The organism is Flammeovirga agarivorans, from assembly GCF_012641475.1.
In the GTDB taxonomy this organism is placed as follows: Bacteria; Bacteroidota; Bacteroidia; order Cytophagales; family Flammeovirgaceae; genus Flammeovirga; species Flammeovirga agarivorans.
The window spans coordinates 78600-104107 of sequence record NZ_JABAIL010000001.1 but is presented as its reverse complement, the minus strand read 5'-3'; the positions used below and the strand labels follow the sequence as shown (position 1 = coordinate 104107).

General features: G+C 34.7%; 21 protein-coding genes and 3 tRNA genes. 12 read left to right on the top strand and 12 right to left on the bottom strand.

Annotation, left to right across the window (positions count from 1 at the left end):
- Window positions 1-7 precede the first annotated feature (7 nt).
- Window positions 8-475 (bottom strand): NADH-quinone oxidoreductase subunit A, encoded by a 468-nt coding sequence (locus tag HGP29_RS00500; protein ID WP_168881215.1) that lies wholly within the window; start codon window positions 473-475, stop codon window positions 8-10.
- Between the two features lie 93 nt (window positions 476-568).
- Between HGP29_RS00500 and sdaAA the strand changes: the two genes are divergently transcribed.
- On the top strand, window positions 569-1471 hold the full coding sequence (gene sdaAA / locus HGP29_RS00495; protein ID WP_168880349.1) for an L-serine ammonia-lyase, iron-sulfur-dependent, subunit alpha: 903 nt from the start codon (window positions 569-571) through the stop codon (window positions 1469-1471).
- 67 nt (window positions 1472-1538) lie between these two features.
- On the opposite strand, the gene HGP29_RS00490 is transcribed toward sdaAA, so the two are convergent.
- Complete coding sequence (locus HGP29_RS00490; protein WP_168880348.1) at window positions 1539-1703, bottom strand: hypothetical protein; 165 nt, start codon at window positions 1701-1703, stop codon at window positions 1539-1541.
- Window positions 1704-1837: 134 nt separating this feature from the next.
- Window positions 1838-2647, bottom strand: a complete 810-nt coding sequence (mazG, locus tag HGP29_RS00485; protein WP_211093163.1) for a nucleoside triphosphate pyrophosphohydrolase — start codon at window positions 2645-2647, stop codon at window positions 1838-1840.
- An 81-nt stretch (window positions 2648-2728) separates the two neighbouring features.
- Between mazG and HGP29_RS00480 the strand changes: the two genes are divergently transcribed.
- The 6 genes from HGP29_RS00480 (at window position 2729) to HGP29_RS00455 (ending at window position 4669) form a co-directional block, all read left to right on the top strand.
- Window positions 2729-3373, top strand: coding sequence for a SprT-like domain-containing protein (locus tag HGP29_RS00480; RefSeq protein ID WP_168880347.1), 645 nt, complete (start codon window positions 2729-2731; stop codon window positions 3371-3373).
- A gap of 126 nt (window positions 3374-3499) precedes the next feature.
- Window positions 3500-3572, top strand: a tRNA-Phe gene (locus HGP29_RS00475).
- A 39-nt stretch (window positions 3573-3611) separates the two neighbouring features.
- A tRNA-Phe gene (locus tag HGP29_RS00470) sits at window positions 3612-3684 on the top strand.
- 39 nt (window positions 3685-3723) lie between these two features.
- A tRNA-Phe gene (locus HGP29_RS00465) sits at window positions 3724-3796 on the top strand.
- A gap of 185 nt (window positions 3797-3981) precedes the next feature.
- Window positions 3982-4467, top strand: a complete 486-nt coding sequence (locus HGP29_RS00460; RefSeq protein ID WP_168880346.1) for a hypothetical protein — start codon at window positions 3982-3984, stop codon at window positions 4465-4467.
- Entirely contained in the window at window positions 4460-4669 is a 210-nt protein-coding gene (locus HGP29_RS00455) for a helix-turn-helix transcriptional regulator (RefSeq protein WP_168880345.1), read from the top strand. Before HGP29_RS00460 ends, HGP29_RS00455 begins: the two co-directional genes overlap by 8 nt.
- 42 nt (window positions 4670-4711) lie before the next feature.
- Here the strand turns inward: HGP29_RS00455 and HGP29_RS00450 are convergent, their stop codons facing one another.
- From HGP29_RS00450 to HGP29_RS00440, 3 genes are read right to left on the bottom strand one after another with little or no spacing between them, the layout of a single operon-like run.
- Window positions 4712-8431: an ATP-binding protein gene (locus HGP29_RS00450; RefSeq protein ID WP_168880344.1), complete on the bottom strand. Its 3720-nt coding sequence runs from the start codon at window positions 8429-8431 to the stop codon at window positions 4712-4714.
- Window positions 8428-8979 carry a condensin complex protein MksE gene (locus HGP29_RS00445; RefSeq protein WP_168880343.1) on the bottom strand — a complete coding sequence of 184 codons (552 nt, stop codon included), beginning with the start codon at window positions 8977-8979 and terminating at the stop codon, window positions 8428-8430. The genes HGP29_RS00450 and HGP29_RS00445 overlap by 4 nt, the downstream gene beginning before the upstream one ends.
- An 8-nt stretch (window positions 8980-8987) precedes the next feature.
- Window positions 8988-10205 carry a hypothetical protein gene (locus tag HGP29_RS00440; protein WP_168880342.1) on the bottom strand — a complete coding sequence of 406 codons (1218 nt, stop codon included), beginning with the start codon at window positions 10203-10205 and terminating at the stop codon, window positions 8988-8990.
- Between the two features lie 308 nt (window positions 10206-10513).
- On the opposite strand from HGP29_RS00440, the gene HGP29_RS00435 reads away from it, so the two are divergent.
- Window positions 10514-10666 carry a hypothetical protein gene (locus tag HGP29_RS00435; RefSeq protein WP_168880341.1) on the top strand — a complete coding sequence of 51 codons (153 nt, stop codon included), beginning with the start codon at window positions 10514-10516 and terminating at the stop codon, window positions 10664-10666.
- Window positions 10667-11048: 382 nt separating this feature from the next.
- Window positions 11049-12020: an AAA family ATPase gene (locus HGP29_RS00430; RefSeq protein ID WP_168880340.1), complete on the top strand. Its 972-nt coding sequence runs from the start codon at window positions 11049-11051 to the stop codon at window positions 12018-12020.
- A gap of 57 nt (window positions 12021-12077) precedes the next feature.
- Here the strand turns inward: HGP29_RS00430 and HGP29_RS00425 are convergent, their stop codons facing one another.
- Window positions 12078-12620: an outer membrane beta-barrel protein gene (locus HGP29_RS00425; protein WP_168880339.1), complete on the bottom strand. Its 543-nt coding sequence runs from the start codon at window positions 12618-12620 to the stop codon at window positions 12078-12080.
- A gap of 171 nt (window positions 12621-12791) precedes the next feature.
- On the opposite strand from HGP29_RS00425, the gene rsmI reads away from it, so the two are divergent.
- The 3 genes from rsmI to HGP29_RS00410 are packed head-to-tail and all read left to right on the top strand — an operon-like array spanning window position 12792 to window position 15665.
- On the top strand, window positions 12792-13517 hold the full coding sequence (gene rsmI, locus HGP29_RS00420; protein WP_168880338.1) for a 16S rRNA (cytidine(1402)-2'-O)-methyltransferase: 726 nt from the start codon (window positions 12792-12794) through the stop codon (window positions 13515-13517).
- Entirely contained in the window at window positions 13514-15136 is a 1623-nt protein-coding gene (gene lnt / locus HGP29_RS00415) for an apolipoprotein N-acyltransferase (RefSeq protein WP_168880337.1), read from the top strand. Before rsmI ends, lnt begins: the two co-directional genes overlap by 4 nt.
- Before the next feature lie 25 nt (window positions 15137-15161).
- Entirely contained in the window at window positions 15162-15665 is a 504-nt protein-coding gene (locus HGP29_RS00410) for a methylated-DNA--[protein]-cysteine S-methyltransferase (protein ID WP_168880336.1), read from the top strand.
- Window positions 15666-15667: 2 nt separating this feature from the next.
- On the opposite strand, the gene HGP29_RS00405 is transcribed toward HGP29_RS00410, so the two are convergent.
- The 5 genes from HGP29_RS00405 to HGP29_RS00385 all read right to left on the bottom strand — a co-directional run bounded on the left by HGP29_RS00405 (window position 15668) and on the right by HGP29_RS00385 (window position 25476).
- Window positions 15668-16336, bottom strand: coding sequence for a hypothetical protein (locus HGP29_RS00405; RefSeq protein WP_168880335.1), 669 nt, complete (start codon window positions 16334-16336; stop codon window positions 15668-15670).
- 26 nt (window positions 16337-16362) lie between these two features.
- Complete coding sequence (locus tag HGP29_RS00400; RefSeq protein WP_168880334.1) at window positions 16363-18162, bottom strand: chemotaxis protein CheA; 1800 nt, start codon at window positions 18160-18162, stop codon at window positions 16363-16365.
- Between the two features lie 41 nt (window positions 18163-18203).
- Window positions 18204-18563 (bottom strand): response regulator, encoded by a 360-nt coding sequence (locus HGP29_RS00395; RefSeq protein WP_168880333.1) that lies wholly within the window; start codon window positions 18561-18563, stop codon window positions 18204-18206.
- A 39-nt stretch (window positions 18564-18602) separates the two neighbouring features.
- Complete coding sequence (locus tag HGP29_RS00390) at window positions 18603-19148, bottom strand: chemotaxis protein CheW (RefSeq protein ID WP_168880332.1); 546 nt, start codon at window positions 19146-19148, stop codon at window positions 18603-18605.
- A 73-nt stretch (window positions 19149-19221) separates the two neighbouring features.
- Window positions 19222-25476: a methyl-accepting chemotaxis protein gene (locus tag HGP29_RS00385; RefSeq protein ID WP_168880331.1), complete on the bottom strand. Its 6255-nt coding sequence runs from the start codon at window positions 25474-25476 to the stop codon at window positions 19222-19224.
- Window positions 25477-25508 lie beyond the last annotated feature (32 nt).

Below are 25508 nucleotides of genomic sequence, written 5' to 3'. Positions count from 1 at the left end.
AATTAGATTATTGGTATTTTTTATTAAAAGCTTCGTAAGGTGATTTATCAAAGTCTTTCTTTTCCTGAATTGGTTTGACTGAAGAAGGTTTTACCCAATCTAAATAGCCTTTACGCCATACATAAGCTAAACCTAAAATCAATATTCCTACAAATAAAAAAATCTCTACTAAAGCAAACCATCCCCATTTTCCTCCTGTTTCTGCAATTTTTCCAGCATCGCCAAAAACAGTTGCCCATGGAAATAAGAAAAGTATCTCAACCTCAAATAGTAAGAATACCAAAGCTACAATATAAAATCGGATATTAAAGCTTCCCCATGCAGAACCTAAAGGGTCTTCACCACTTTCATATGTAGTCAACTTTTCATGATTTGGTCGACTAGGTCGTAATAAGAAAGCTGTAAATAAGCCTCCTAATGAGAAAATTACTGCCACAATTACGAATAACAGTATATTCCCGAAGTCTGTTAGCATTTGATTACCCATAAATATAGAAAAAATCAACTCTAAGTGTTTCTTTTGTGTAAATTTCGATAAAAATACTAACCATATAGACACTATCATAACATGACCGTACTTTTTGAAACTTTTTCGGAGTGGAAAGACTACTGCGAAAAGAAAAATGCACCTCTTTACAAACCTGTTTTGGAATATGAAATCCGAGAAAAGGAACGTACAAGCGAAGAGATCAAAACTGCTTTAACACAAGCATTTGCTGTAATGAAAGATGCTGTAAAAACAGGACTTTCAGAAGATATGACTTCACGATCAGGAATGATTGAAAATGGAGGTAAAAAGGTATATAAATCTCCGATTAATGTTCTATCGGAAGAATTTAAACTTTTAGTAGCAAGAGCCCTTGCCGCAAAAGAGGTAAACTCTTGTATGGGTAGAGTGGTTGCTGCCCCAACTGCTGGTGCATCTGGTATTCTACCAGGTGTCTTGGTTACTCTTCAGGAAATACATCAAATTGATGATGAAAAGATTCATGAAGCCTTATTAATATCAGCAGGTATTGCATTAATAATGGAGAAAAAATCTGGAATTGCAGGAGCTGTTGGAGGATGTCAAGCAGAAACAGGTACTGCTGCCGCTATGGCTTCGGGTGCTATTACCTATTGTTTAGGTGGTGATATTGATATGATATTTAATGCTGTTGCCATCACTACGCAATGTATGCTAGGTTTAGTTTGCGACCCAGTTGCTGGCTTGGTAGAAGTGCCATGTGTTGTAAGAAATGCGAGCGCTGCTGCTATTGCCAATTCATCCGCTCAGATTGCAATCGCTAATGTTAGCGGTGTTATTCCTGTAGACGAATGCGTTGATGCCATGGGAGAAGTAGGCCAAAGTATGGAAGATCGATATAAAGAAACTGCATTAGGAGGCTTAGCTGCAACTCCTACTGGTAAGAGTATTTCTAAGAAAGTGTTGATTTCTGATATTGATATCATAGATTCTTCTGAAGAATAGGCATAAAAAAAGGCTGATTTACATATAAACATTATGCAAATCAGCCTTCAATATATATACTTATAGACTAAATATATCCTTGAAATTTTTTACTCAATTCTAGCTTGTTTCTTTCTCTTTCTTCTACAGTGAAAAGTTCTAAGTTTTTTAAAGCAACTTCGAATTGATCAGCGTAGTTTTTCTTTACAGCATGAGATGCGTTATTTTTCTTCTTAAAACTGATAGTTACCATAACTTGAATTTTTTACGAACAATTGATTGAATCTAACCTCCGTTATTATTTGATACATTTCATGTATCAAATGACATCCGTTTGGTTATATGACAACCGGAATCAATTTTAAGACAAAAAATGAATGCTTTTTTTTATTTTTTTTTACTTTCTTCCCAAAGTTTATCCATTTGCTCCAGAGTAGCCTCTTCAAAACTGATTCCTTGTTGATTCATTTTTTCTTCTATATAGTTAAATCGAGTAATAAACTTCTTATTTGTCTTCTCTAAAGCATCTGATGGATTGATATTTAGGAATCTCGCGTAATTGATCATCGAAAACATCACATCTCCAAATTCGTCTTCTATCTTTTCTAGATTATCAGTCCCTTGATCATGTACTTCCACTTCGTGATGAAGTTCATCAATTTCTTCTGTCACCTTTTTCCAAACATCTTCTTTATTTTCCCATTCAAACCCGACTCCTGCAGATTTTTCTTGAATACGTAAGGCTTTTACAATAGCTGGAAGTGATTTAGGAACGCCTCCTAACACTGTTTTCTTTTTATTTTCTTTTTCTTTGAGCTTTATCAGTTCCCAATTTCTAGCTACATCATCAGCATCTTCTACTTCGGTATCTCCGTAGATATGAGGGTGTCTTACGATCAGCTTTTCACAAATACTATTAATCACATCTGTGATATCAAAATCATTAGTTTCAGAACCTATCTTCGAATAAAACACAAGATGAAGCATAACATCACCCAATTCCTTTTTAATTTCTGCCTTATCATTATCAAGAATTGCATCTGATAATTCATAGACTTCCTCAATAGTTAAGTGACGTAATGATTCTAAGGTTTGTTTTTTATCCCATGGACATTTCTCTCTTAAATCATCCATGATATCCAATAATCTTTTAAACGCTCTGAGTCTAGTATCTTGAATTGTGATATCCCCTTCCATTGTCTTTTTTTATCTTTTAAAAAAGTAATTAATATTGTAAGATTACTAAAGAAATATAGATCAGCAAAAAATAATAATAAGATGGCTGAAAAAACTATGTCACATGCTGAATTAGCAGATAGCCTATCTAAATATACTCCTAGACAAGCTGCAATGATTTTTGCTGACTGGGTATTACATTATCATATTTATGTAAAAATAAAAAAAGACAGAAAGTCTATTAATGGTGACTACAGACCTCCACAAAGAGGACATGGCCACCGTATCAGCATAAACGCCTCGCTAAATCCTTATCAGTTTGCGATTACTTTTGCCCATGAAGTTGCACACCTCATCGTTTGGAATCAGTTTCAGAATAAAGTAGCTCCACATGGGAAAGAGTGGAAAGCTCAATTTGGGAAACTACTTGGTTTTTTACTCAAAGCAAATACATTTCCTGAAGATTTAATTGAAGCCATCACATTACACCAGAAAAAACCGCTTGCTTCTAGTACTAATGACCCTGTTTTACGCAAAGCATTATCGAAGTATGACATGGATCAAATAGATGATGGTACTGTTTTCTTAGAAGATTTACTCGATGGTGATACGTTTTCACTTGAAAATAATGGGATTTTTATCAGAAATAAGAAATTAAGAAAACACTATTTGTGTACTGAAAAAACAACCGGAAAGCAATTTAGAATCAATTCTTTAGCTAGAGTAACTCCTATTTCAGAGCACTAAAAGGTATTTCTTGTTAATGTTTATTTGAGATAATTTTCGAATTTTATTTGATAGAAAGTTTGGCATAACGAACTTTTTTACGCACTTTTGCATCGCTTTAAACAACAACGGTGTTTGAAGCTAGTGGGTGTTGTAGCTCAGTTGGTAGAGCATCGGACTGAAAATCCGTGTGTCGGCGGTTCGAATCCGCCCAACACCACAAAGTCTAAGGTTAAACAGGACTCTAAATTTGTTTCCCGGTGTTGTAGCTCAGTTGGTAGAGCATCGGACTGAAAATCCGTGTGTCGGCGGTTCGAATCCGCCCAACACCACAAAGTCTAAGGTTAAACAGGACTCTAAATTTGTTTCCCGGTGTTGTAGCTCAGTTGGTAGAGCATCGGACTGAAAATCCGTGTGTCGGCGGTTCGAATCCGCCCAACACCACAACAAGAAGACTCGCATTTCTGTGAGTCTTTTTTTTGTCAAAAAGATATTGTAGGTGAGATTACAATAAAACCCCATGGCTTTTCGAAGGCATGGGGTTTTTATTTTATATCATATATATTTGACTTTATGTAAAGTTTATTTTACATTTAGACAACTATTATTGACACATAAAACTAATTATCATGAAATCATCTTATTTATCGAATAAGTTTAAGACTCCAGGTTGGATCTTACTTATCATGGGTTCATTCTTTGGTATTCTCTATTTATTCTTTGATTATACTTTCGGAGTATTTGATGTTGAAAAGTATTTTGCCTTAGTTAATGTCCCATTTATTAATGGGGAAAATGGTCGTTTATTTGTTCTCGTAAATGAACACCAAAATTTACAAGACGAGTTTGCTGCCTTTATAATCATCATTGGGGGGTTATTTCTATTACTTTCAAGAGAAAAGGACGAAGATGAATTTATCCTTCAACTAAAATCAGATGCTCTCACATTTTCAATATTAGTTAACTACATCATTTTAATACCTTGTATATTTTTGTTTTATGATTTTGCGTTCCTGAATGTACTCATATTGAATATGTTTACATCCTTGTTTATCTATATCATAAAATTCCATTGGTCATTATATAGAGCTAAGAAAAGTTTAGAGAATGCGTAATTTGATAAAAGTAGAAAGAGCCAGAAAAAATATCACTCAAGCTGACTTAGCCAAAGAAGCGAAAGTGAGCAGGCAAACAATAAATGCAATGGAAAAAGGGAAATATACTCCCTCTACTATTCTTGCTTTAAAACTTTCCAAAATATTTGATATTCCAGTAAATGAACTCTTTGAACTAGAGGAAAGTGATTGGGAAAAATAAAAAAAACCTCCTATTGTTTTTACAAATAGGAGGTTTACTTTATTACATCTCACTCACCAACTTCACCACACTGGCTTTATTGGTTTTGCTACTTCTTTCTAATTTTAAAACATGATCATAAATAGATGGATCATTTTCATTCGGTGAACCAAAAATCAATCGAATATTTTTAGAACTGGTATAATGAATAAGATCTCTTAAATATCGATCAGAAAGCTTACCCACCTCATCTATAACACAGTGTACAAAATAATCATTTTGATCTCTATATGCATTTTCTTGGAATACTGTAAGTAGTGTTATGTAAATCATTGATTTTACTAAAACGTCAGTACCCTCTGAACCTACATTAGATAGTTTCTCTACCCAACCAGTATCATTATTATTCTCAATTACTCTAAAACGCAACATAAAGGTATCTTCTAGAGTAATTTGCTTTTGGTTTTGATCTCGGATGACTCTTCTTAAATCTTTTAATAATTGTACGGACTGCCTTGAATCCTTAGCACTACTATTTACATTCACCTTGAATAAGTCCCCCTGATCAGAAAATGATACATCTTCATTCAATCGATAGATCTTTTTCAGTGTTGTTAGAAGTGGTGTATTGTTTTCATTATACTCTAGCTCAATAGACTTTACAACACCAACAAAATTACTTCGAGCGAAACCATTATTAATGTCTCTAACAATCTTCTTAATTAAATCTGAGGTATCTGAAAGATCTTTTACTTGTCGGGCAACAGAAGAAATAATCTCTCTATGCTGTTTTTCCAACTGATCTTTCATATGCCTCAAACGTTCGCCATCTAATAGACTAGGCAGAATATTTTTTGCCAGGTAAATAAACTCCTGTAATGAAGATTGAGCATATAAAGTAGGTATTTTAAGGTGATTATCTTTTCTGAAAATTCCCGTAAAAATCTGACCTTTCGACTTAAATGATGCAGTTAAACGGCTACGCTCCTTTAATGACTTTCTTAACTCAGTTAATAAGAACGACAAATCCTCATCATTTACTTCTGCTTCATTTACTTTTGACGCACCTTCATCTAAGAATTTCTGTAACTTTTCATACGCCTGCTCATCTTCTTCTTTGGCCGCTTTAAACTGCTTTAAAAGATGATTAGACTGATCCTTCGTTCTTCGGTAGTTATCTCGCTTATCATCAAGGAAATTTAATTGCTCTTCATATTCTTCAATCGCTTTGTCGTAAGCCGTTTTAAGCTTGTCGATTTCTTTTTCCTGATGTTTTAATTTATTTCTGGTCTCTTCAGCTTTATCAAGGTAATACGTTTTATCTTTTTCGTAATCCCTTTTTATCATCTGTGCTTGTTCAACAGACTTTAGTTTACTAATCAGTGTTTGAATTTCAGCTTCAACCTCATCAAGTTTACCTGTATCAATTCCTTTTTCTTCTAATAAACCTTTTCTTTCTTCTTCTAATTGACGAATACGCTTGTTATGATCATTCTGATATGCTGCCCATTCCTTCTCTAATGTGGCAATTTTTATATCAATTTCTCCAACAACTGCATTAATTTTATTCGTAAATATCTCTCCTGTTTCTCTTTCCTGTGACCATTTATCGTCTTTTAGGTCAGATAAACGTCCTTGAATTTCATCACAAGACTCTGTGGTAACTCTTAGCTTTCTTCTAAGTTCAACTAAAGCTGCTTCTTTAATTACATTTGACTTTTCAATGATAGAAGCTTCTTGTTCACGAGCTGTCTTTAAGTCCGTTTGTAATTGTTCTACCTTAGCATTTAACTCTTCTAACTTCTGTTCTTGTTTGATGACTTTTTTACTTGATGCATCAATTAAAGCTGCCACTTTTTTATCGATGATATCATCTAGCTCTGATAAGTTGTTTTCTGCTTGAACTAAGGCGTTCTGTTTTTCTAGTAATGTTGAAGCAATACCATCTGTAGCGGTAACTTGTGATACTAAAGAAGAGGTATCTAATTCAACACCATAAAAACTATTACCTTCTTTTATAGATGGATTTAAATCTTTACGAGATAATAAGTTCTCATCACAAACTTTACCAATAGACTCTGCCCAGTCTGATTTATTCTGATCCAAAAAGGCTCTAAAAGTCCCTTCGTAATTCTCTTTTCTTATTTTCCACTCTTCTACTTCATCAGTAATTAACTTAAGTTGTCTTTCTAATTCTGATTGCTGATTCTTTGCTTCGTTTCTAATGAGCTGCTCCTCAAGTCGTTTTCTTTCTTTGTTATTTTTGATAGCATTTTCGATCTCTACAACGCTATGCTTTAACTCTGAAATTTCTTGAGACAGTTTAACTCTATATGTATTACTTTCTGCTAAAAGTGCCTCTGAAAAATCTTTTTCTTTTTCAATTTCTAAGGCTACTTCTGCTCTAGTTCGTTTTTCTTTTGCTTCATCAAGCTCTTTTCTAAGCTCTTCCTCCTGAGCAAAAAATCTATTTCTTAGTTCTTCTAATACAGATTGTTTCTCACCAATTAGTCGCTCTTTCTGTGTATGAAGTTGTTCTCTTAAGATCTGCTTCTCTTCATTAAATTCATTTTTTCTGATAGAGAATTTACTTAAAAGTGTCTTTTTCTGTTCTTCAATCAGTCCTTCAACTTCAACAGTTTTCGCAACCAACATTTGCTTCACTTCTTGCTGATAAGTGAGTTGGTCATTGATTCTAGGTCCTTCTGTACTTAGTTCTAGAATTTGCTGTATTGTATACTGATGGTTCCCTAAAGAAATCGACTCGTACTCTTTCTCTCGTCGCTCAATCTCTTTTAAAGTCGCCTTAGTTTCTCCAAGTTCTTGATTTACCTCTGCTGTTTTTGTTTGATAGATGTTTTCAGCCTTTTCATACTTGGCCTTCATTTCGTTTTCTTCTTCCTGCATCTTTGCCAGAAGCTTCTCACTATCACTTAAGTGTTTCTCTGCTAAAGCTACTCCACCACCTATTTGTCTTGCTAAACGCTGCTGATAAGTTAATTGTTGAGTAATTTCTGCCTCCAGAGATACTATTTCTTCAGCCCCATTTCTATGTTTTTCAAAATCTTCAAAATCTGTTAGCTGATCATCAAATTCATGAATAAAATTTGAGATGGTTTCCAAAGAAATAGGTTGCATTTCAAAATCTGCAGATGCCGCTTCAGCAATAGCTCTTTTGATATAATCTGATTTTAGACCTGATGATCTAAAGATATTGGTGATCGCCTTAGGAATTCCATCGGTATGATGACTCTTTACACCGGCAGATGGCTTTAATAAACTAAACTGTGTATTGTATTTACTAACACCATAAATTACTTTCCTAAGATCAGCAAACCTCCTAATCTCCTCTGAGAACGGTACTCCTAATTTTGATAACGTTTCCGTTACTTCATCGTGACTACAAGCTTTTCGGTCTTTTATGAAGAAGTCTTTATTATAACCTCCATCAATAAAACGAAAACGTAATCTTCCTCCTGCTTTATACACCATTAGACAGTGTTTGCCTCTTGGAGTTACAATCTCATAAATAAGTCTAGCATTAAGATCCTGAAAATAATATTCAGAAAACGACATTTGCTGCTCTTTAATACCCAACTCTCTCTTTTCTGAGGTAGCATGATAGAAAAAGAGTACTGCTCTTAAAACCGTAGTTTTTCCAAAACCATTTGATCCTACGAAGTGCACATTTCCACCAAGATCCACTTCGGCATAATCAAAGCCTGCACTTTTGATAAGGATCAGTTTATTTAAAAATCTTTTTGGTGTTACTGTTGTATTCATTCGCTTGTTGGATCAATGTCTATTAAATCAACTATATCTTTAAGGTAGTTATATGATGAAAGAACTATGAATCCTTCATTCTCATCATCTTCACAATCCATGTACCCTTGTCTTCTCATTTCTTCAACAAGGTCTCTTACTTTATCATGGGTTGTGATATTTTTATCAGATGCTATACGCTGTAACTGATCATTTAAATCTGTTTCAACATTACATTTATGAACAATATCTTTAATATAGAAGCGCATGCCTTCTCCAAAACCTGGAGCAAATGTGGCAAAAAATGCTAATCTGTCAATATATCGATAGAATCGTTCTATTTTCTCTTCAATAGTCTGCTTGCCTCCTTCTCTTGAGAAGTAATAATAATTGTTTCCTTTTTTTAGGTGAAAACCTAAAGGAGTATATACACTTTCAAAAGCAGTGAAATACTCATCCACTTCGTCGTACAGTTTTCTCAATTCCGGTTTGATTGCATTTGCACTAAGGAATTGTCCTCGGCTCAACAATTCAAAAACACGTCTTGTGCTATTATGATCTATATTCATTTTGAAAGTTATTTCTTAAAGTTTTTTGGACGAATAAAGGCAAACTGTTTTCCTTCAGAAATTACTTGTTTCGCTTCATCAAAAGGGTTTTCTGCTAAACCAAAATCCATTTCATCTTCAAAAATTAAGGCCACTTGGCAATAAATTTTCACTAGCTGTTCATCATTCATTTCTTGTCCAAAATCATAGGATTTAACGAAAGTGAGTAGATCTTCTTTTTGTAAGAAAAAGGCTCTCTTTAATTTCGAAAAATCTACATGAAGCATTTTTTGTTGCTGAGGGTCTAATAAATCACCATCGATATCCAACTCTGCCTGTAGCTGCATTCTAATTTTATGCTGACGTCTTAAAGCCACTCTCTCTATGAGATCCAAACCATCATCTCCTCTAAGGTATTCTAGGTCCAGCATCGTTTGGAAACGCAATTGAGTATCAAAAAATAAAGCATTTTCATGAGCAAAAACTTCTTCAATATTCGTTCTTACTTCTAACTCATATAAATCACGCAGTTTTTTTAACTGTATGATCTTTTTATGCTGTCGGTCTAACTCAGCAATTTGATTTATAAATCTTACAATTTCCTGTCGCAAAGCAATTAAGTTATGCCTTGCCATCGTCAAATGAGTACCTTTTAAGTCATTGACAATTAACCTTAGACTTTCATCGGGTACTACTCTAAAAAATGAGTTTTCTAATAGTTCCTCAGCATTCGTTATTAATTGAAGTAGTTTCTCTGCTTGTTCATTATGGTCCTCAATTTTTATTCTTTTGAGTTCAATGGAAGAAGCTGTTTTGTACTCTTGTTTGACCAAGTTACTTAACGTTGCTGCATTTTTACGGATTACTCTACCAATACTCAAAAGAGACCTTTTAATACGGTGAAGGTATCTCTCTCTTTCTCTGGCATCTTCATCCATTTCATATAGATAGATATTTTTCTTTAAGATTCTAATGGATTCATCCACCTCAAAGTTTCTAATATCTTCATTAATTTCTAAGAAGTCTTCTACAAAGTTCAGAAGACGCTCATCTAGCCGAGCAGGTTCTCCCTCTTGCAAAGAAATCATTCCTCGGGCTTTTGCCTGTAGGATTTCTTTTTCCTTTCCATCCGCTATCTCAGTTAGTTCATCAAAGGAAGCTGCTTTCCTTTTAAAAAGGTGCTGAATTACCTTTCGATGCCTATAAAGTTCGCGTATTAATTCTTCTGCTGTTTGTATTTCTGCCACGGCGTATTAGTCGATATTAATAAATCGATGAATAGCTCATCTTGTCGAATTGATCAATAAAAAAATATGCTTGAAGTTTTGCAAGGAACTGAGCTATTTTTTCCTATAAAAAATGATAATTCAGTGTTCTTATTTATCACAAGAAATTCTAAAGAAGTAGTTATTCATATGATTTGAATTTTAAATTAAACTTTTCACAAAAAGATGACAAAAATCATATTCACCAAGAAACAACGGTCAATTTCTGAAGTGTATTAATTACGCATATTTGTGATATAGAAAATCAATTAATCTTATATAATAACGTCATGAAATCTCACAAACTATATGCTTTCTTTGTACTTCTTATTGTCGTCATATTATTAGGTTTATCGAATAATTTGACAATTGAGAACCAAAATGAACCAGACAACACGATTGAGCAAACTACCAACGATCTTACGCAACATAAAGTTGAATAGAGTATGTTATGAAATGAATTTGAATTGAATTGGAACAAGCAATAACTAAGTTTGAAGTACTACTTAATTGAAAGCAACTAACAGAATAAAACGGAACTTTGATATGAGATGAATCATGGAATTCTGTCTTAAACTATCGAACAAAATTCAGGGTTCTGCATTAAGAAAAATGTCAAGATCAATCTTCTTGGCATTTTTTTATGTCTTTTACTTTAATGGTGACACTATTACAGATAGTCAAAAAGCTTTTCTTCTGTTACTAAAAGTTAAAATTTCTTTACCCTTAAATGAATATCAACAATTATTGTTTTCAAGGTGTAAATTGCATAACTGTACATAAAACTGTGTCAGTAGAAAACCTAAAACGTTTTTGTAAAAAAATATGGCAGATCATAAGGCACTTCATGAGAAAATACATGAAGTAATTTCAGAAGTAGGAAAAGTAGTAGTTGGACAAGACTACATGGTCAATAGATTATTAATTGGACTATTTACAAACGGTCACGTTCTATTAGAAGGTGTTCCTGGTTTGGCAAAAACATTAACTGTAAATACACTTTCAAATGTTTTGCATTTGGATTTCCAACGTATTCAGTTTACGCCAGACTTACTTCCTTCTGATGTGATTGGTACAATGATCTATAACCAACAACAAGGAAAATTCGAAGTAAAGAAAGGACCCGTTTTCTCTAATTTGGTACTTGCCGATGAGGTGAACCGTTCTCCAGCAAAAGTTCAAGCAGCATTACTTGAGGCTATGCAAGAGAAACAAGTAACTATTGGGGATACTACTTACAAATTAGATAGACCGTTCTTAGTACTTGCTACTCAAAACCCTGTTGAACAAGAAGGAACGTACCCTCTTCCTGAAGCACAAGTTGACCGTTTCATGTTGAAGGTATACATCCAATATCCAAGAAAAGAGGATGAGTTGGAAGTAATGCGTAGAATGTCAAATCAATCATTTGATGATTCTGTACGTTCAATCTTATCGAAAGATGACATTTTTGCGATTAGAGATGCCATTAACGAAGTAAAAGTTAGTGAGTCTCTAGAACAATATATTATTGATTTAATCTTCGCTACTCGTTTCCCTAAGGATTACGGTTTAAATGAAGAAGCTCAATATATCCAATTTGGTGTTTCACCTCGTGCTTCTATCAATTTACACAGAGCTGCAAAAGCTATTGCATTCTTTGATGGTAGAGATTATGTTTTACCAGAGGATATTAAAGAAATTGCTTACGATGTTTTAAACCATCGTATCACTCTTAACTACGAGGCTGAGGCAGATAATATTTCTACAAAAGAAATAATTGAAGCTATCCTTAATAAAGTGAAGATCACTAAGTAGTTTAGTTTTTTATAAGGAAAAAGGCTGCGTATTCTTTCGAGTATGCAGCCTTTTTCTTTATAAATAAACCCCAAAAACAAAGGATAGTGTATGTAAGGGAATCATTGTCCCCCACATTTCGGCTTTACCAGAATATTGATATTGAATATATGTGGTAAAAATCCCTATATCTATACCTGGCCCTGCCTGAATACCTAAATTCCAAATATTATCTATGGCTTCATTATCATGATGTCGCGGTCGATTTATATTTACAGCTCCAGCTCCAATAAATAAATAAGGGTGTACTTTCTTTTCTTTAGTTAAGATATATCGGTATTTTCCCATTATAGAAGTAAAAGACCAATAGTTATAATCATCATCTCTAGTATTAAGAGAAGAGCCTTTTAAGGATAATGTCAATAATGTGTTATCATTCAGATGATCTCCAATCTCAAAACCTCCTTGTAACCCTACATTTGAATGAGCCGTTAGTTTTCCATTAATTGCAGTATTCAAACCTGCACAAATCCCAAAAACAAATTTATGCTGTGCTTTTAATGTATAGGTTGAAGTAAGAAAGAGTAGAAGTAAAATAGTCTTGGAGAGGCACTTTTTCATGATCCGAGGTTTTTAATCTTTTATCTAAGTTAGTCTTTTATTTGAGATTGCATCCATTAAGATATAATAAACCCTTATATCGATAATTAATTCATGAGTTAATTATTTTTTAGAGTATCATCTGTATAATCAAAAAGGCATATCCTTATCTTTGTTTCATAAATACGAAATATGGAAGAAATATCATTATATATAGTCCCAACACCAATTGGGAATTTGGAAGATATCACTGCAAGAGCACTTCGCATTCTTAACGAAGTAGATACAATTTTAGCAGAAGATACCCGTAATACAGGAAAGTTATTGAAGCATTTTGATATCAAGAGTAACCTTCAAAGTCATCATGCTTTCAATGAACATAAAACTGTTGAGGGACTCCTCCAAAGATTACAAAAAGGTGAAAAAATCGCTTTAGTTTCTGACGCTGGAACTCCAGTTATTTCAGACCCTGGATATATGCTAGTAAGAGCATGTGGGGAAGCAGATATTAAAGTAGAAACATTGCCTGGACCAACAGCTTTTGTTCCTGCATTGGTTAACTCTGGACTTCCTGCTGACCGTTTTACTTTTGAAGGTTTTTTACCTCATAAAAAAGGTCGTCAAACTAAAATCACTGAATTAGCAGAAGAGCAAAGAACAATGGTATTTTACGAGTCGCCACATCGTCTTGTAAAATTTTTAGAGCAATTGTCTTCAGCTTGGGGTGAAGAACGTAAAGCTTCTGTATCAAGAGAGCTTTCCAAGCTTCATGAGGAAACAAAAAGAGGGTCTCTAAAAGAATTGGCCGAATACTACACTGAAGTTCCTCCAAAAGGAGAAATTGTTGTAGTCGTTGAAGGAAAGAAAGTTGAAAAGAAACCGAAAGGAAATAAATATAAATACAAAGACGAAGCATGAGAAAACTACTGTTCGACTTCATAACTAACAACTCTGAAAAAAAATGGTACCCTTGGTTACTATCCATTTTGAGTGGTTTATGTCTGGGATTAGCTTGGCATGGAGCCCTTCCGTTGGTATTTATAGGATTTGTTCCTCTTCTTGAGATAGAAAGAGTAATATCAATTAGTGATAAAAAATTCAAGGGATGGAAAATCTATGGCTTTGCTTTCTTAGCCTTTTTCGTTTTCAACTTTGTAGGTTATTGGTGGCTTTGGTATGCATCTTATTGGGCTACTTTTGGCGCTTGGGGAGCAAATGCAGCTTTAATGGCACTTCCATTCTTAGCATTTTATCATACAAAACGAGTATCAAAAGGTAAATACCTGCATATAGACTTTGTTTGTTGGTACCTTACTTTTGAATATATACACATGTTTTGGGAGTTCTCATGGCCTTGGTTAAACTTAGGTAATGTATTGAGTTTCTATCCAAAACTTGCCCAATGGTATGAATATACAGGAGCGTTTGGTGGTTCTCTTTGGATTTTATTACTGAATGCTTATTTCTTCAGTTTTATGGTTAGTGGAAGAAAGATTGTATCAATATTCTTCTACTTAACTATTCCTATATGTATTTCTCTATATATTTTCTATACCTATGAAGAAGTTGGTGAAGAAATAGAAGTAGTGGTAGTACAACCAAATATTGATTGTTACTCAGAAAAATTCCAATACAACGCTCGTACTGGAGAACAAAATACAACTACTTACATTCCTCCTGCAAAGCAAGTGGATAGAATGATGCAACTTACTAAAGAAGCTATCACACCTAACACTAAATATGTATTCTGGCCAGAAACATCTATCAGTAATAATATTGATGAATTACACCCAGAACGTAGCGGAGATATTCGAAAGATTAATCAGTTGATGAGTAAGTATCCCAATACTACTCTCGTAAGTGGTGCAGATACCTATGAAATTTACGGTAAAGAACCATTGAGTGAAACGTCTCGATATTCTAAAAATATTGGATATTACGATGTCTTCAATACTGCAATACGTTTTGAAAATAATGATCCTCTACAGTTCTATCATAAATCTCAATTAGTGATTGGTGTGGAAACTATTCCTTTTCCAAATATTCTAAAAGCTATCATTCTCAATTTTGGAGGTAGTTCTGGAGGTTTAGGAAGACAAGAAGAAAGAGCTGTATTTAGTAATGATACGACCGCCGTAGGGCCTATTATCTGTTATGAATCTGTTTATGGAGAATATGTAACTGAGTATGTAAAGAAAGGTGCAGACTTTTTAACTGTCATCACTAATGATGGTTGGTGGAATGACACTCCGGGACATACTCAACATCTAGCTTTTTCATCATTAAGAGCTATAGAAACAAGAAAAAATATTGCTAGATCTGCCAATACAGGTATCTCATGTTTTATTAACCAAAAAGGTGAAATACTTGATCCAATTGCTTATGGAACTATGGGTGCTGAGGCAGGTAAAGTAAGACTCAATAAAGTTGAAACGATATATACTCAATACGGTGATTTTATCGCTAGAGTAGCTGCTTTTTTAGCTGTTACTATGTCTTTAATTGGTGTAGTTAGAAAAAAAGCATTACGAATTTAATTTACAATAGAAAGTTATATTTCAGATGAGCGAAACAACTTTCAGAGATTATATTGAAACACCTCTAGGATTAATGCTTGTAGAAGCAACTCCAAGAGGTGTTTCAAAAATCCGTTTTCTTAACGAGGATGAATCTATTCAACAAGATCGTCCTAACCCACATACAATGGACGCCATTGAATGGTTGGATAATTATTTTAATGGGAATAGTAAATTAGGATTTGAATTTGCCATTGATTTACAAGGTACCCCATTCCAAAAGCAGGTATGGAATGAACTCTGTAAGGTACAGTATGGTAGAGTTGTATCCTATTTAGATATTTCTGAGAGAATTGGTAATCCTAAAGCTATAAGGGCTGTAGGTGCTGCCAATGGACAAAATCCAATTGCATTGGCTATTCCTTGCCATAGAGTCATCGGTAGTGATGGTTCATTAACCGGATATGCTGGTGGAATAGGAAGAAAAAAGTGGTTATTACAACATGAAGGTCACACTAAATATGGGCAAGAACAACTGAGTATGTTCTAAGCTTAACCAAATAGACTTTGGAAGAACCCTTTTTTAGCATCTTCACCTTTTGATTCTTCTTGATGCCCCACAAATGCTTTTTCCATATCAAAATTATTGACAACCGGAATCAGTGTTTCATCAAATAGACAAATCAATTCCATATTGATTCTAGATTTGAATGCCCCTAATTCTGCTCTTAAGGCATAAGAAGCTGTCATTCCTTGTTCTCTTTCTTGAATATAAGCATCAAACTTCTCTTGCGTCATTTCTTTCACTCCAGGGACATGACCATAAATTGTATTGTTGAATAAGTTGGCCAATTTTGTAACAAAAGCTGCAATTAGAATATTATCAAGTTCTAATAACATCGCCTCTCTCATTTCTTTTTTTCCCCATTCTGTTCTAGGTAGAATTTTTTCAATAATACCTTGCTCATCATCTTTATGGATAATCAACATTGTCTCTGCTTTCATATCACCGATGATATCAGTTGTTAAGACAAAAAGATCTCCTTTATAATCTTTTCTTAAAAGTTGATCACTTTTGAGATCTGTTACCTCTTGGACATTACGTACCAGTATTTCATCTTTTAATACTTTAGACAATGCAGTTGCTACATTTCCTAAAGCAATATTTGTGATATCGTTAATTAGATATGAGTTTTCAACTGAAAATTTTGATTGAATCATGACAATCTTTTTTCTTCGTTTTATAGTTAAACTGTAGCAAAAACGGGTTTAAAAAGAAATTCTGAAATGTCGTTTGCATCTAATACTAAACATACATTTCCATTTCCTAAAATTGTTGCTCCACTGATAAAGCGAGCATTTTCTACAGGTTTTCCTAAAGGTTTCTCAATAATTTCTTTCTGTTGTAATAACCTATCAACAACAAAACCTATCATTCTGTTATCTACCGAAACTACAACTATATTAATCTTCGACTCATGATCATCAATTTCGTCGAAGCTTCTATGCAATAAGTGTGGTGCTGTTAAATCGTCTGGTTCTTTGCACTCAAATATATCACGTAAAAACATGACAGATATTGTCTCTTCTAAGTGAGAAGTGACTAAGCCGTTGCCAACTTTGTGTATTTCTGACTTTTTCACAGAGATTACAGCTTCAGTAAAGGATAATGGAATAGCATATTCTGTTTCATTGATAACAAACAGAAGGGCCGATTTTACGGCCATAGAACTTGGTAAGCTTAAACTGAATGTTGTTCCTTTTCCTAACTCAGTTTTTGTATTGATCTTACCACCTACAGCATCAACCGCCTTTTTTACCACATCCATCCCGACTCCTCGGCCGCTGACAGAGGTTACATTATCTACACTAGAAAACCCAGGTTCAAAAATAAATTTTACAATATCATCATCCGATAAAGTACTCAAGGCATCATGTGTGGCTAATCCTTTTTCAAGCACTTTTTTTCGTACTTTCTCGACATTAACACCATTACCGTCATCGATCACCTCGATGATTACATATTCTTTATCTGATGATGCTCTAAGAAGAATTGTGCCTTCTGGATTTTTGCCTTTTTTGATCCTTTCTTCAGGGCTTTCAATACCATGTGAGACTGCATTCCGAACCAGATGAATCATAGAATCGGAAATAATTTGCAAAACATTTCTATCTATTTCAATCTCAGTTCCTTCCAACTGAAGGTTTACTTTTTTCCCTTCTAATGTTGCTACATCTCTTACGATACGATGAAATTTATGGAATAATGCACCTACCTGAACTAACCTTACCCCCATTACAGAGTATTGTAAATCTGATGTAATTCTGTAAAGACGAGTATATTCATTTGTAGCACCAATACTAGCGCCTTGAGCAATAATCCTGTCTTTTTCTATCGCTAATTCCCCTACTAAATTAAGTAAAGTATCTAGTTTACTTACAGGTACTTGAACAAAATCAGAGAAGGTTATTTTCGATTTCTTATCTGAACTCTCTTCTTTAAATTCTTCAGCTAAAGGTACGCCAATAGGAACAGGTTGTTCTGATGCTAATATTTCTTCTTTATGCTCTTCAGATAATTCTTTTTTCTGAGAAAGAATTTCATCTAAAGCCTGATCTTTTTCTTCTGATGATTCTCCACCTTGGGTCGCCTCAAATTCAATTTCTCCTTTTAGGTTTCTGAGTATAACTTTTAGTTTTGCCCTCAGTCCTTTATAGGGTACTTTTTTATCCTCTTTGATACCAACAATCATTTCTCCCAGCTTATCGATAGCTTTAAAAAGATCATTGAAAACCATTGAGGTTAGTATAATTTTTCCTTTTCGGATTTCGCTGAAGATGTCTTCCAACAGATGTCCAATAGAAGCCACATCCTCAAAACCCATGGCAGCAGCATTTCCTTTGATCGTATGGATGATTCTAAAGATTGCTTCGGTTGCTTCTCTATCGGAATGATTTTTCTCCAGCTGAGTAAACAATCGGTTCAATTCTTCAAAGCTATCCTGTGCCTCTGCTAAAAATATCTGTTTAAGTTCTTCTTCTTTCATCCGTTACAGCAAAATTGGGTGTTTTGTAACAGTTACAGTTGTTACATTATTTGATTGATTGCTTCTGTTAGTTGTTCTGGCGTAAATGGTTTTACTAAGTAACTATCTAAACCAAGATTCATTCCTTCGTCAACAACAGATTGTTGGCCTACAGCACTAATCATTATTATTTTGGATTCCAGCTCTTCTTCTTTTAGTGTTTTCAGTATATCCAACCCTAACATGTCTGGTAAAATATTATCCAAAGTGATTAAGTCTGGTTCAGAATCTAAAGCGAGGTCAATGGCTTCTACTCCATTAGACGCCTGACCAATAATATCATAGCCTTCACTCTCCAATGCATCTTTTATGATTGAACGCATATATAAAGAGTCATCTACGATTAAAACTTTTTTGCCCATGATAATGAGAGTTAAAATAATTACATCACCAAAGAACAATTATGCTCCTATTACAGGTTTTAAATCTTCTTTTGTGATGATCTTAAAAATATCAATTAATATAATCAGACGGTCATCAATTTTAATGATACCGTTGATATAGTCGTGTTCACCTTGCATATCTGCTACTACCGATGGTGAGTAGTCTATGTCTGTGTCGGCAACGGATAAGGTATTAGGTACATCCTTAACCAAAATTGCCATATTATACTCATGGCTTTCTACTACTAAAGTATATCCACTAGTTTCGCTAATTGTTCTATTCAGAGAGAATTTATCTTCTAGATCAATGATGGCTAGAATGTTACCTCTGATGTTGGCCACTCCTTTTACATACGATGGAGTTAATGGCACTTTCGTTATTCTAGGAGTTATTACAACTTCTTTGATCTGATCGATATGTAAACCGTATTCTTCTTCGCCAAGTCTAAAAACGATAATATTACTTTTCTTCTCTTGCTCCGTTTCTATGCGGTTCATTTCAACAGCAGAAGCCATTTTATCATCATTCGATGATGGTAACTCATTTGGTTCTTCCAGATTCATAATTGTCGTCAATAGTTTATGAATGTAGATAAAACGGGGTGTATACAACTACACACCCCGCATAGCTATTTTCTTATTTCAACTTGAATTTACTTACACCTGATTTCAGTTGAGATGCCACTTTATTCAGCTCGTCGGATGTTTCACCCATTTCTCTTACTGAACCAGACATTTCATCTGCAACCCCTGCCACGTTTTTGGTTCCAGCTGCAGTATCTTCAGAAACGACAACAATTTTTTCAATGTTCTGAACAACGGAATCAATAGATGATTTCTGAGTATCTGTTGCCTCTAATACGTCTTTCGATAGATTCAGAGTTTCTTCAGAAGAATCCAAAATAGTTTTGAATACCTCTGATGCATCTTTCGTTGCTTCATTACCGACTTGTACCGCTTCTTCCATTTTATCAATGGCTTTAGTGGCTAATCCAACGTCTTTTTGAACATCTTGAATTACCTTCTCAATACCACCGGCCGATTGTCTTGAATCTTCAGCAAGCTTACGAATCTCTTCCGCTACTACTGCGAAACCTCTACCGGCTTCACCTGCTCTTGCGGCCTCAATTGCTGCGTTTAGGGCTAGTAGGTTCGTTTGGGATGCGATATCAGTAATTACTGTCAGTGCTCTAGAAATTTCTTCAGATCGTTTGGCTAATACCTCAATCGATCCTGATGTAGATCCTGCTGAGTTTTCTATCGCATTCATGTTTTCTACCAAGTGCTTCACGATTTGCATACCGTTCTGACAGGATTCCATACCAGATTCAGCTGATCGGTTAATGACATGTGCTTTATTACCTGTATCTTCTGCGGCTGATAAGATATCTTCAACCAATTTCGAAGATTCATCCGTTCTTGCTACCTGTTCCAACATACCTGATGAAATTCCTTGAATCGCATCAACCACTGTAGTTGTTGACTTGTCCATCGTATCGAACTTGTCTTTCATCTGTTCTGATGAACTCGCTACCGTATTGGACATGTTTTCAATCTCTAATAGTAAGGTCTGTAAATTATCTAAGGCTTCATTTAGACCATCAGCCATTTGCTTGATATCCCCTTGTGCATTTCCAGTAAATCGTTTCGATAAATCCCCTTGAGATAGGTTTTTCGTTAAGTCCTGGAATTCAAGAATTGGATTGGAGATGGATTCCAATAGGTTATTAAATGCATCTGATAAATCTTTCCATGCTCCTTGAGCTCCTTCAATCGCCAAACGTTCATCCAGCTTACCTTGATCTCCGGCGATATGTACTACCTTATTAATTTCATCAATAAAGTTTTTCAGGTTATCTCTAAGTGATCGGTTATTATCAATCATTCTACCGATATCTGAGTCCATATTGATATTTCCTAAATCAATCTTGGCATCAAAATTACCCTTGGCTAACTCATCTAGGAAATCAGATAATGCATTATATGCCGTTTTAAACTCTGTTACATCCGTAGCGTATTTCACTACTTTAAAGATGTTTCCTTCCGCATCTTCAATTGGGTTATATGTTGCTTGCAGCCAAATTTCTTCACCTGCTTTATTGATTCGCTTATACTCCCCATTATCAAACTCTCCTTGCCTTAACTTCTCCCAGAAGTTTTTATACTCGAAGCTGCTAGCATAACTCGATTCAACAAACATACTGTGATGCTTCCCTTGTATTTCTTCAAGTCGATATCCTGTTGTAGCTAAGAAATTATCATTACAATTCAGAATATTACCATTCAAGTCAAACTCGACAGATGCTTGGGCTTTAAGAATCGCATTTATTTTACCTCGGTTTTCAGCGTTACTTAATCGTCTTGCGGTTACATCCTCGGCAATTTTTACAACTTTATAGAAATTACCATCATGATCTTTTACAGGGTTATAGGTAGCTTGTAACCACACTTCTTTTCCTGACTTGGTAAATCGTTTATAGACATTTCTATCAAACTCACCACGACCTAGTTTTTCCCAGAAGTTTTTATACTCTGCAGACTCTCCATAAGCTCGTTCTACCAACATACTATGGTGCGATCCTAGAAGTTCTTCTTTACTGTATTCCGTATTTTCACAGAAAATATCATTACAATCAAGGATGTGTCCTTTTAAGTCAAACTCAACACGCATATACGATGCATCAATGGCGGCAATTTTACCTCTATTATCTGCATTTTGTTGACGTCTTGAAGTAATATCCTGTAAATAGGCTACTACTTTCACATAGTTCCCATCATAATCCTGAATTGGGTTGTAGGAACCTTCCAGCCATATTTCTCGACCATCTTTAGTTACCCTCTTGAATGAATCTACAGTATATTGACCTTTTTGTAACTTCGCCCAGAGTTCTTTATTCCTAATCGTAGCATCTTGGTCAACCGGAACTAAAGTATCATGAGGATTTCCTAATAGTTCACCTTCATTGTACCCCAGCATCTCTAATACTGTATCATTGGCTGATGATATTTCTCCATCCATTGTAAACTCAAGTACACCAGATGATTTCGAAATCGCAGCATCAATACCATCTTTCTCTACTTGTTGTTCCATTTGATTGGTAATATCGAATCGAATACCAATAAATTTCACCGGTTTGCCTTCGGCATCCAACACTGGTGCAATGGTAGCATCTACCCAATAATATCCGCCATTTTTCTTCTTATTTCGGTATTTCACTTTGAATACCTTACCTGATTGAATTGTCGCCCATAATTCCTTAAATGTTTCCTTAGGGGTTGACGGGTGCCTTACAATATTATGTGGTTTACCTATCAATTCATCAACAGTATAACCTGATAAGGAAGCGAACGTTTCATTGGCAAAAGTAATTGTACCATGTAAATCCGTTTCAGACATTAAGGCTGCTGAGTTGAAGGCGTTTACTCTAGATTCCAACTCATTTTTCAGTGCTTCTGCTCTTCTTTGTGTTTCAACCTGATCGGTAATATCAGTAGCATATTTAATTACCTTATAGGCATTGTTGTTCAAGTCAAAGATTGGATTGTAAGTAGCTTGAAGCCACATAATCTGACCATCTTTTCTAACTCTTCGGTAAACTCCTTCATCATTTACACCTTGATTCAGTTTATCCCAGAAGCGTTCGTATTCGATAGAATTAGCCATGCTATCTTCTACCAACATTCTATGGTGTTTGCCAACTAATTCATTTTTTGAATATTGAGTAGTTGTTTCAAACAGATCATTACAATCTAGAATATTACCATTAAGGTCAAATTCTACTACTGCTTGTACCTCATTAATGGCTTTAATTTTCGCTCTATTTTCTGAGTTATTAAGACGACGATCTGTTACATTCTCTGCAATTTTTACAATCTTAATAATGTTTCCTTCTTGATCCCTTACCGGATTGTAGGTTGCTTGAAGCCAAATTTCTTTGCCTCCATTTGCAAATCGTTTATAAACGTTCTTATCAAAGTTACCCGCTCTTAAGTTATTCCAGAATTGTTCGTATTCTTTTGAGTTACCGTAACTTTCACCTACTAGATTTTTATGATCTAATCCAATAAGCTGTTCTTTAGAGAAACCTACTTCTTCTGCAAAAATGTCATTACAATCTATTATATGACGGTCAAGGTCAAACTCTACTCTCATATAACTATTATCAATTGCAGCAATCTTACCTCTGTTATCAGCGTTCGCTAATCGTCTAGCGGTTACATCCTCACAGATCTTTACAATTTTATAAACTTCACCTTCATGGTTTTTCACTGGATTATAGGTGGCTTGTAACCAAACTTCTCTACCGCCTGCTACTTTACGCTTATAAACGTTCTTATCGAAATTACCTGCTCTTAACTTATTCCAGAAATCAGCATATTCTTGTGATTTGCCATAGCTCTCTTCTACCAAATTAATATGGTCCAAACCAATCAATTCATCTTTAGAGAAACCTACACCCTGTGAGAATAGATCATTACAATCCAAAATACAGCGATTCAAGTCAAACTCTACTCGCATATAGCTATTATCGATTGCAGCAATCTTACCTCTGTTATCAGCATTCGCTAATCGTCTAGCAGTTACATCCTCACAAATCTTTACAATCTTATAAACATTGCCTTCTTGATCTTTTATTGGGTTGTAAGAAGCCTGTAACCATATTTCTTTACCACCTGCTACTTTACGTTTGTAGACGTTTTTATCGAATTCGCCATTTCTTAATTTATTCCAGAAATCAGCATATTCTTGTGATTTACCATATTTCTCTTCTACTAAATTAATATGATCCAAACCAATCAGCTCATCTTTGGAGAAACCAACACCTTCAGCAAATAGATCGTTACAATCTAAAATACAACGATTCAAGTCAAACTCTACTCGCATGTAACTGTTGTCGATCGCGGCAATTTTACCTCTATTATCTGAGTTGGCCAATCGTCTAGCAGTTACATCCTCACAGATCTTTACAATTTTATAAACTTCACCTTCTTGGTCTTTTATTGGATTATAAGTGGCCTGTAACCATATTTCTTTACCGCCCGCTACTTTACGTTTGTAGACGTTTTTGTCAAAATTACCAGCTCTTAATTTGTTCCAAAAATCAGCATATTCTTGTGATTTACCATATTTCTCTTCTACTAAATTAATATGGTCCAAACCAATCAGTTCATCTTTAGAGAAACCAACGCCTTCAGCAAATAGATCGTTACAATCTAAAATACAACGATTCAAGTCAAACTCTACTCGCATGTAACTGTTGTCGATCGCGGCAATTTTACCTCTATTATCTGAGTTGGCTAATCTTCTAGCAGTTACATCCTCACAGATTTTTACGATCTTATATATATTACCATCCTGATCCCTTACAGGGTTATAGGTAGCTTGTAACCAAACCTCTCTACCGCCTGCTACTTTACGTTTATAAACGTTCTTATCGAATTCGCCATTTCTTAATTTATTCCAGAAATCAGCATATTCCTGAGACTTACCATATTCCTCATCCACTAAATTGATATGATCTAATCCTATCAGTTCGTCTTTTGAAAAACCAACACCTTCAGAAAATAAATCATTACAGTCGAGAATATGACGATCAAGGTCAAATTCAACACGCATATAACTATTATCAATCGCAGCTACTTTACCTCTATTATCAGCATTGGCTAAACGTCTGGCAGTTACATCTTGTAAGTAAACAATGATCTTATTGTTATTACCTTCATAATCTTTTACAACATTGTAAGTACCTTCCAACCATTTTACATTACCTCTAGCATCTATTCTTTTAAAGGTATTTTTGTAGAACTTACCATTGTTTAGATTGGCTTTCCTTTCTCTATCCATTGCCTGATGAGTAGGTTCATCAGGAATTAAGTCACTATGTGATTTCCCTATTAATTCACTTTCAGAATGATAGCCTAAGATATTTGTGATTAATGGGTTCGCCTCAAGAATATTTTCATCCAAGTCCATTACCAATACACCTGTGGACTCAGAAATCACTTCCTGAACAGCTTCCATTTCTTTTTCTTGGTCCATTTGTTTGGTAACATCAAAACGAACCCCGATATATTTTACTGGTTTTCCGTCAGCCCCTAAAACGGGTGCAATCGTCGCTTGCACCCAATAGTGGCTACCGTCTTTAGCTAAGTTGCGATAAGTACCTTGGAACATTTGTCCATTCTGTACTTTATCCCATAATTCTTTAAATAATGATTTTGGATTAGCTGGGTGTCTTACAACACTATGTGGTTTTCCTATCAATTCTTCCTGTGTAAAACCAGAAAGTTTAGCAAATGTCTCATTCGCAAAGGTGATAGTACCGTATAAATCTGTTTCAGAAACTAGTGCTGCAGTATTGAAGATATTAATTCTGGAATCCAACTCCGACTGTACATCTGCAAATCTTTCCTCTCTTTCCATTAAATCAGTAACATCCATGCCAAGCATTATATACTTTTCTAGGCGTTTATGTTCATCAATAATTGGAGAGATGGTAACTTCCAACCAAACATCTTTACCTTCTTTGGTAATATGTTTTGTGGTTCCGGTATATACTTCACCTTTTTCAACAATTGAAAAAATGCTATCAGCAAAATTTTGAGGTGTATCCGGTGATAATAGTTTCGCTAACGGTTCTTTAAGTAATTCTGAGGTTGAGTAACCAAAAGTATTTGCGAATTGCTTATTGCATGATAGAATTTTACCGTCTAATGAAGTTTCAACAAGCAAAGCAGTTTTTTCTAATGCTTTTAGCTTTTGCTTTAATTGTTTCACTTCAACTTTAATTTCATCACAGTCTTGATGTAGTTTTTTTGGACGGCCATTTCCAGCTGAAGCATCATCTCTACTAAGTAGACGATCCTTCTTAATGTTATCTCCAAGTGCCATTTAGATAGATAGTTATTTGGGTATAAATTAAG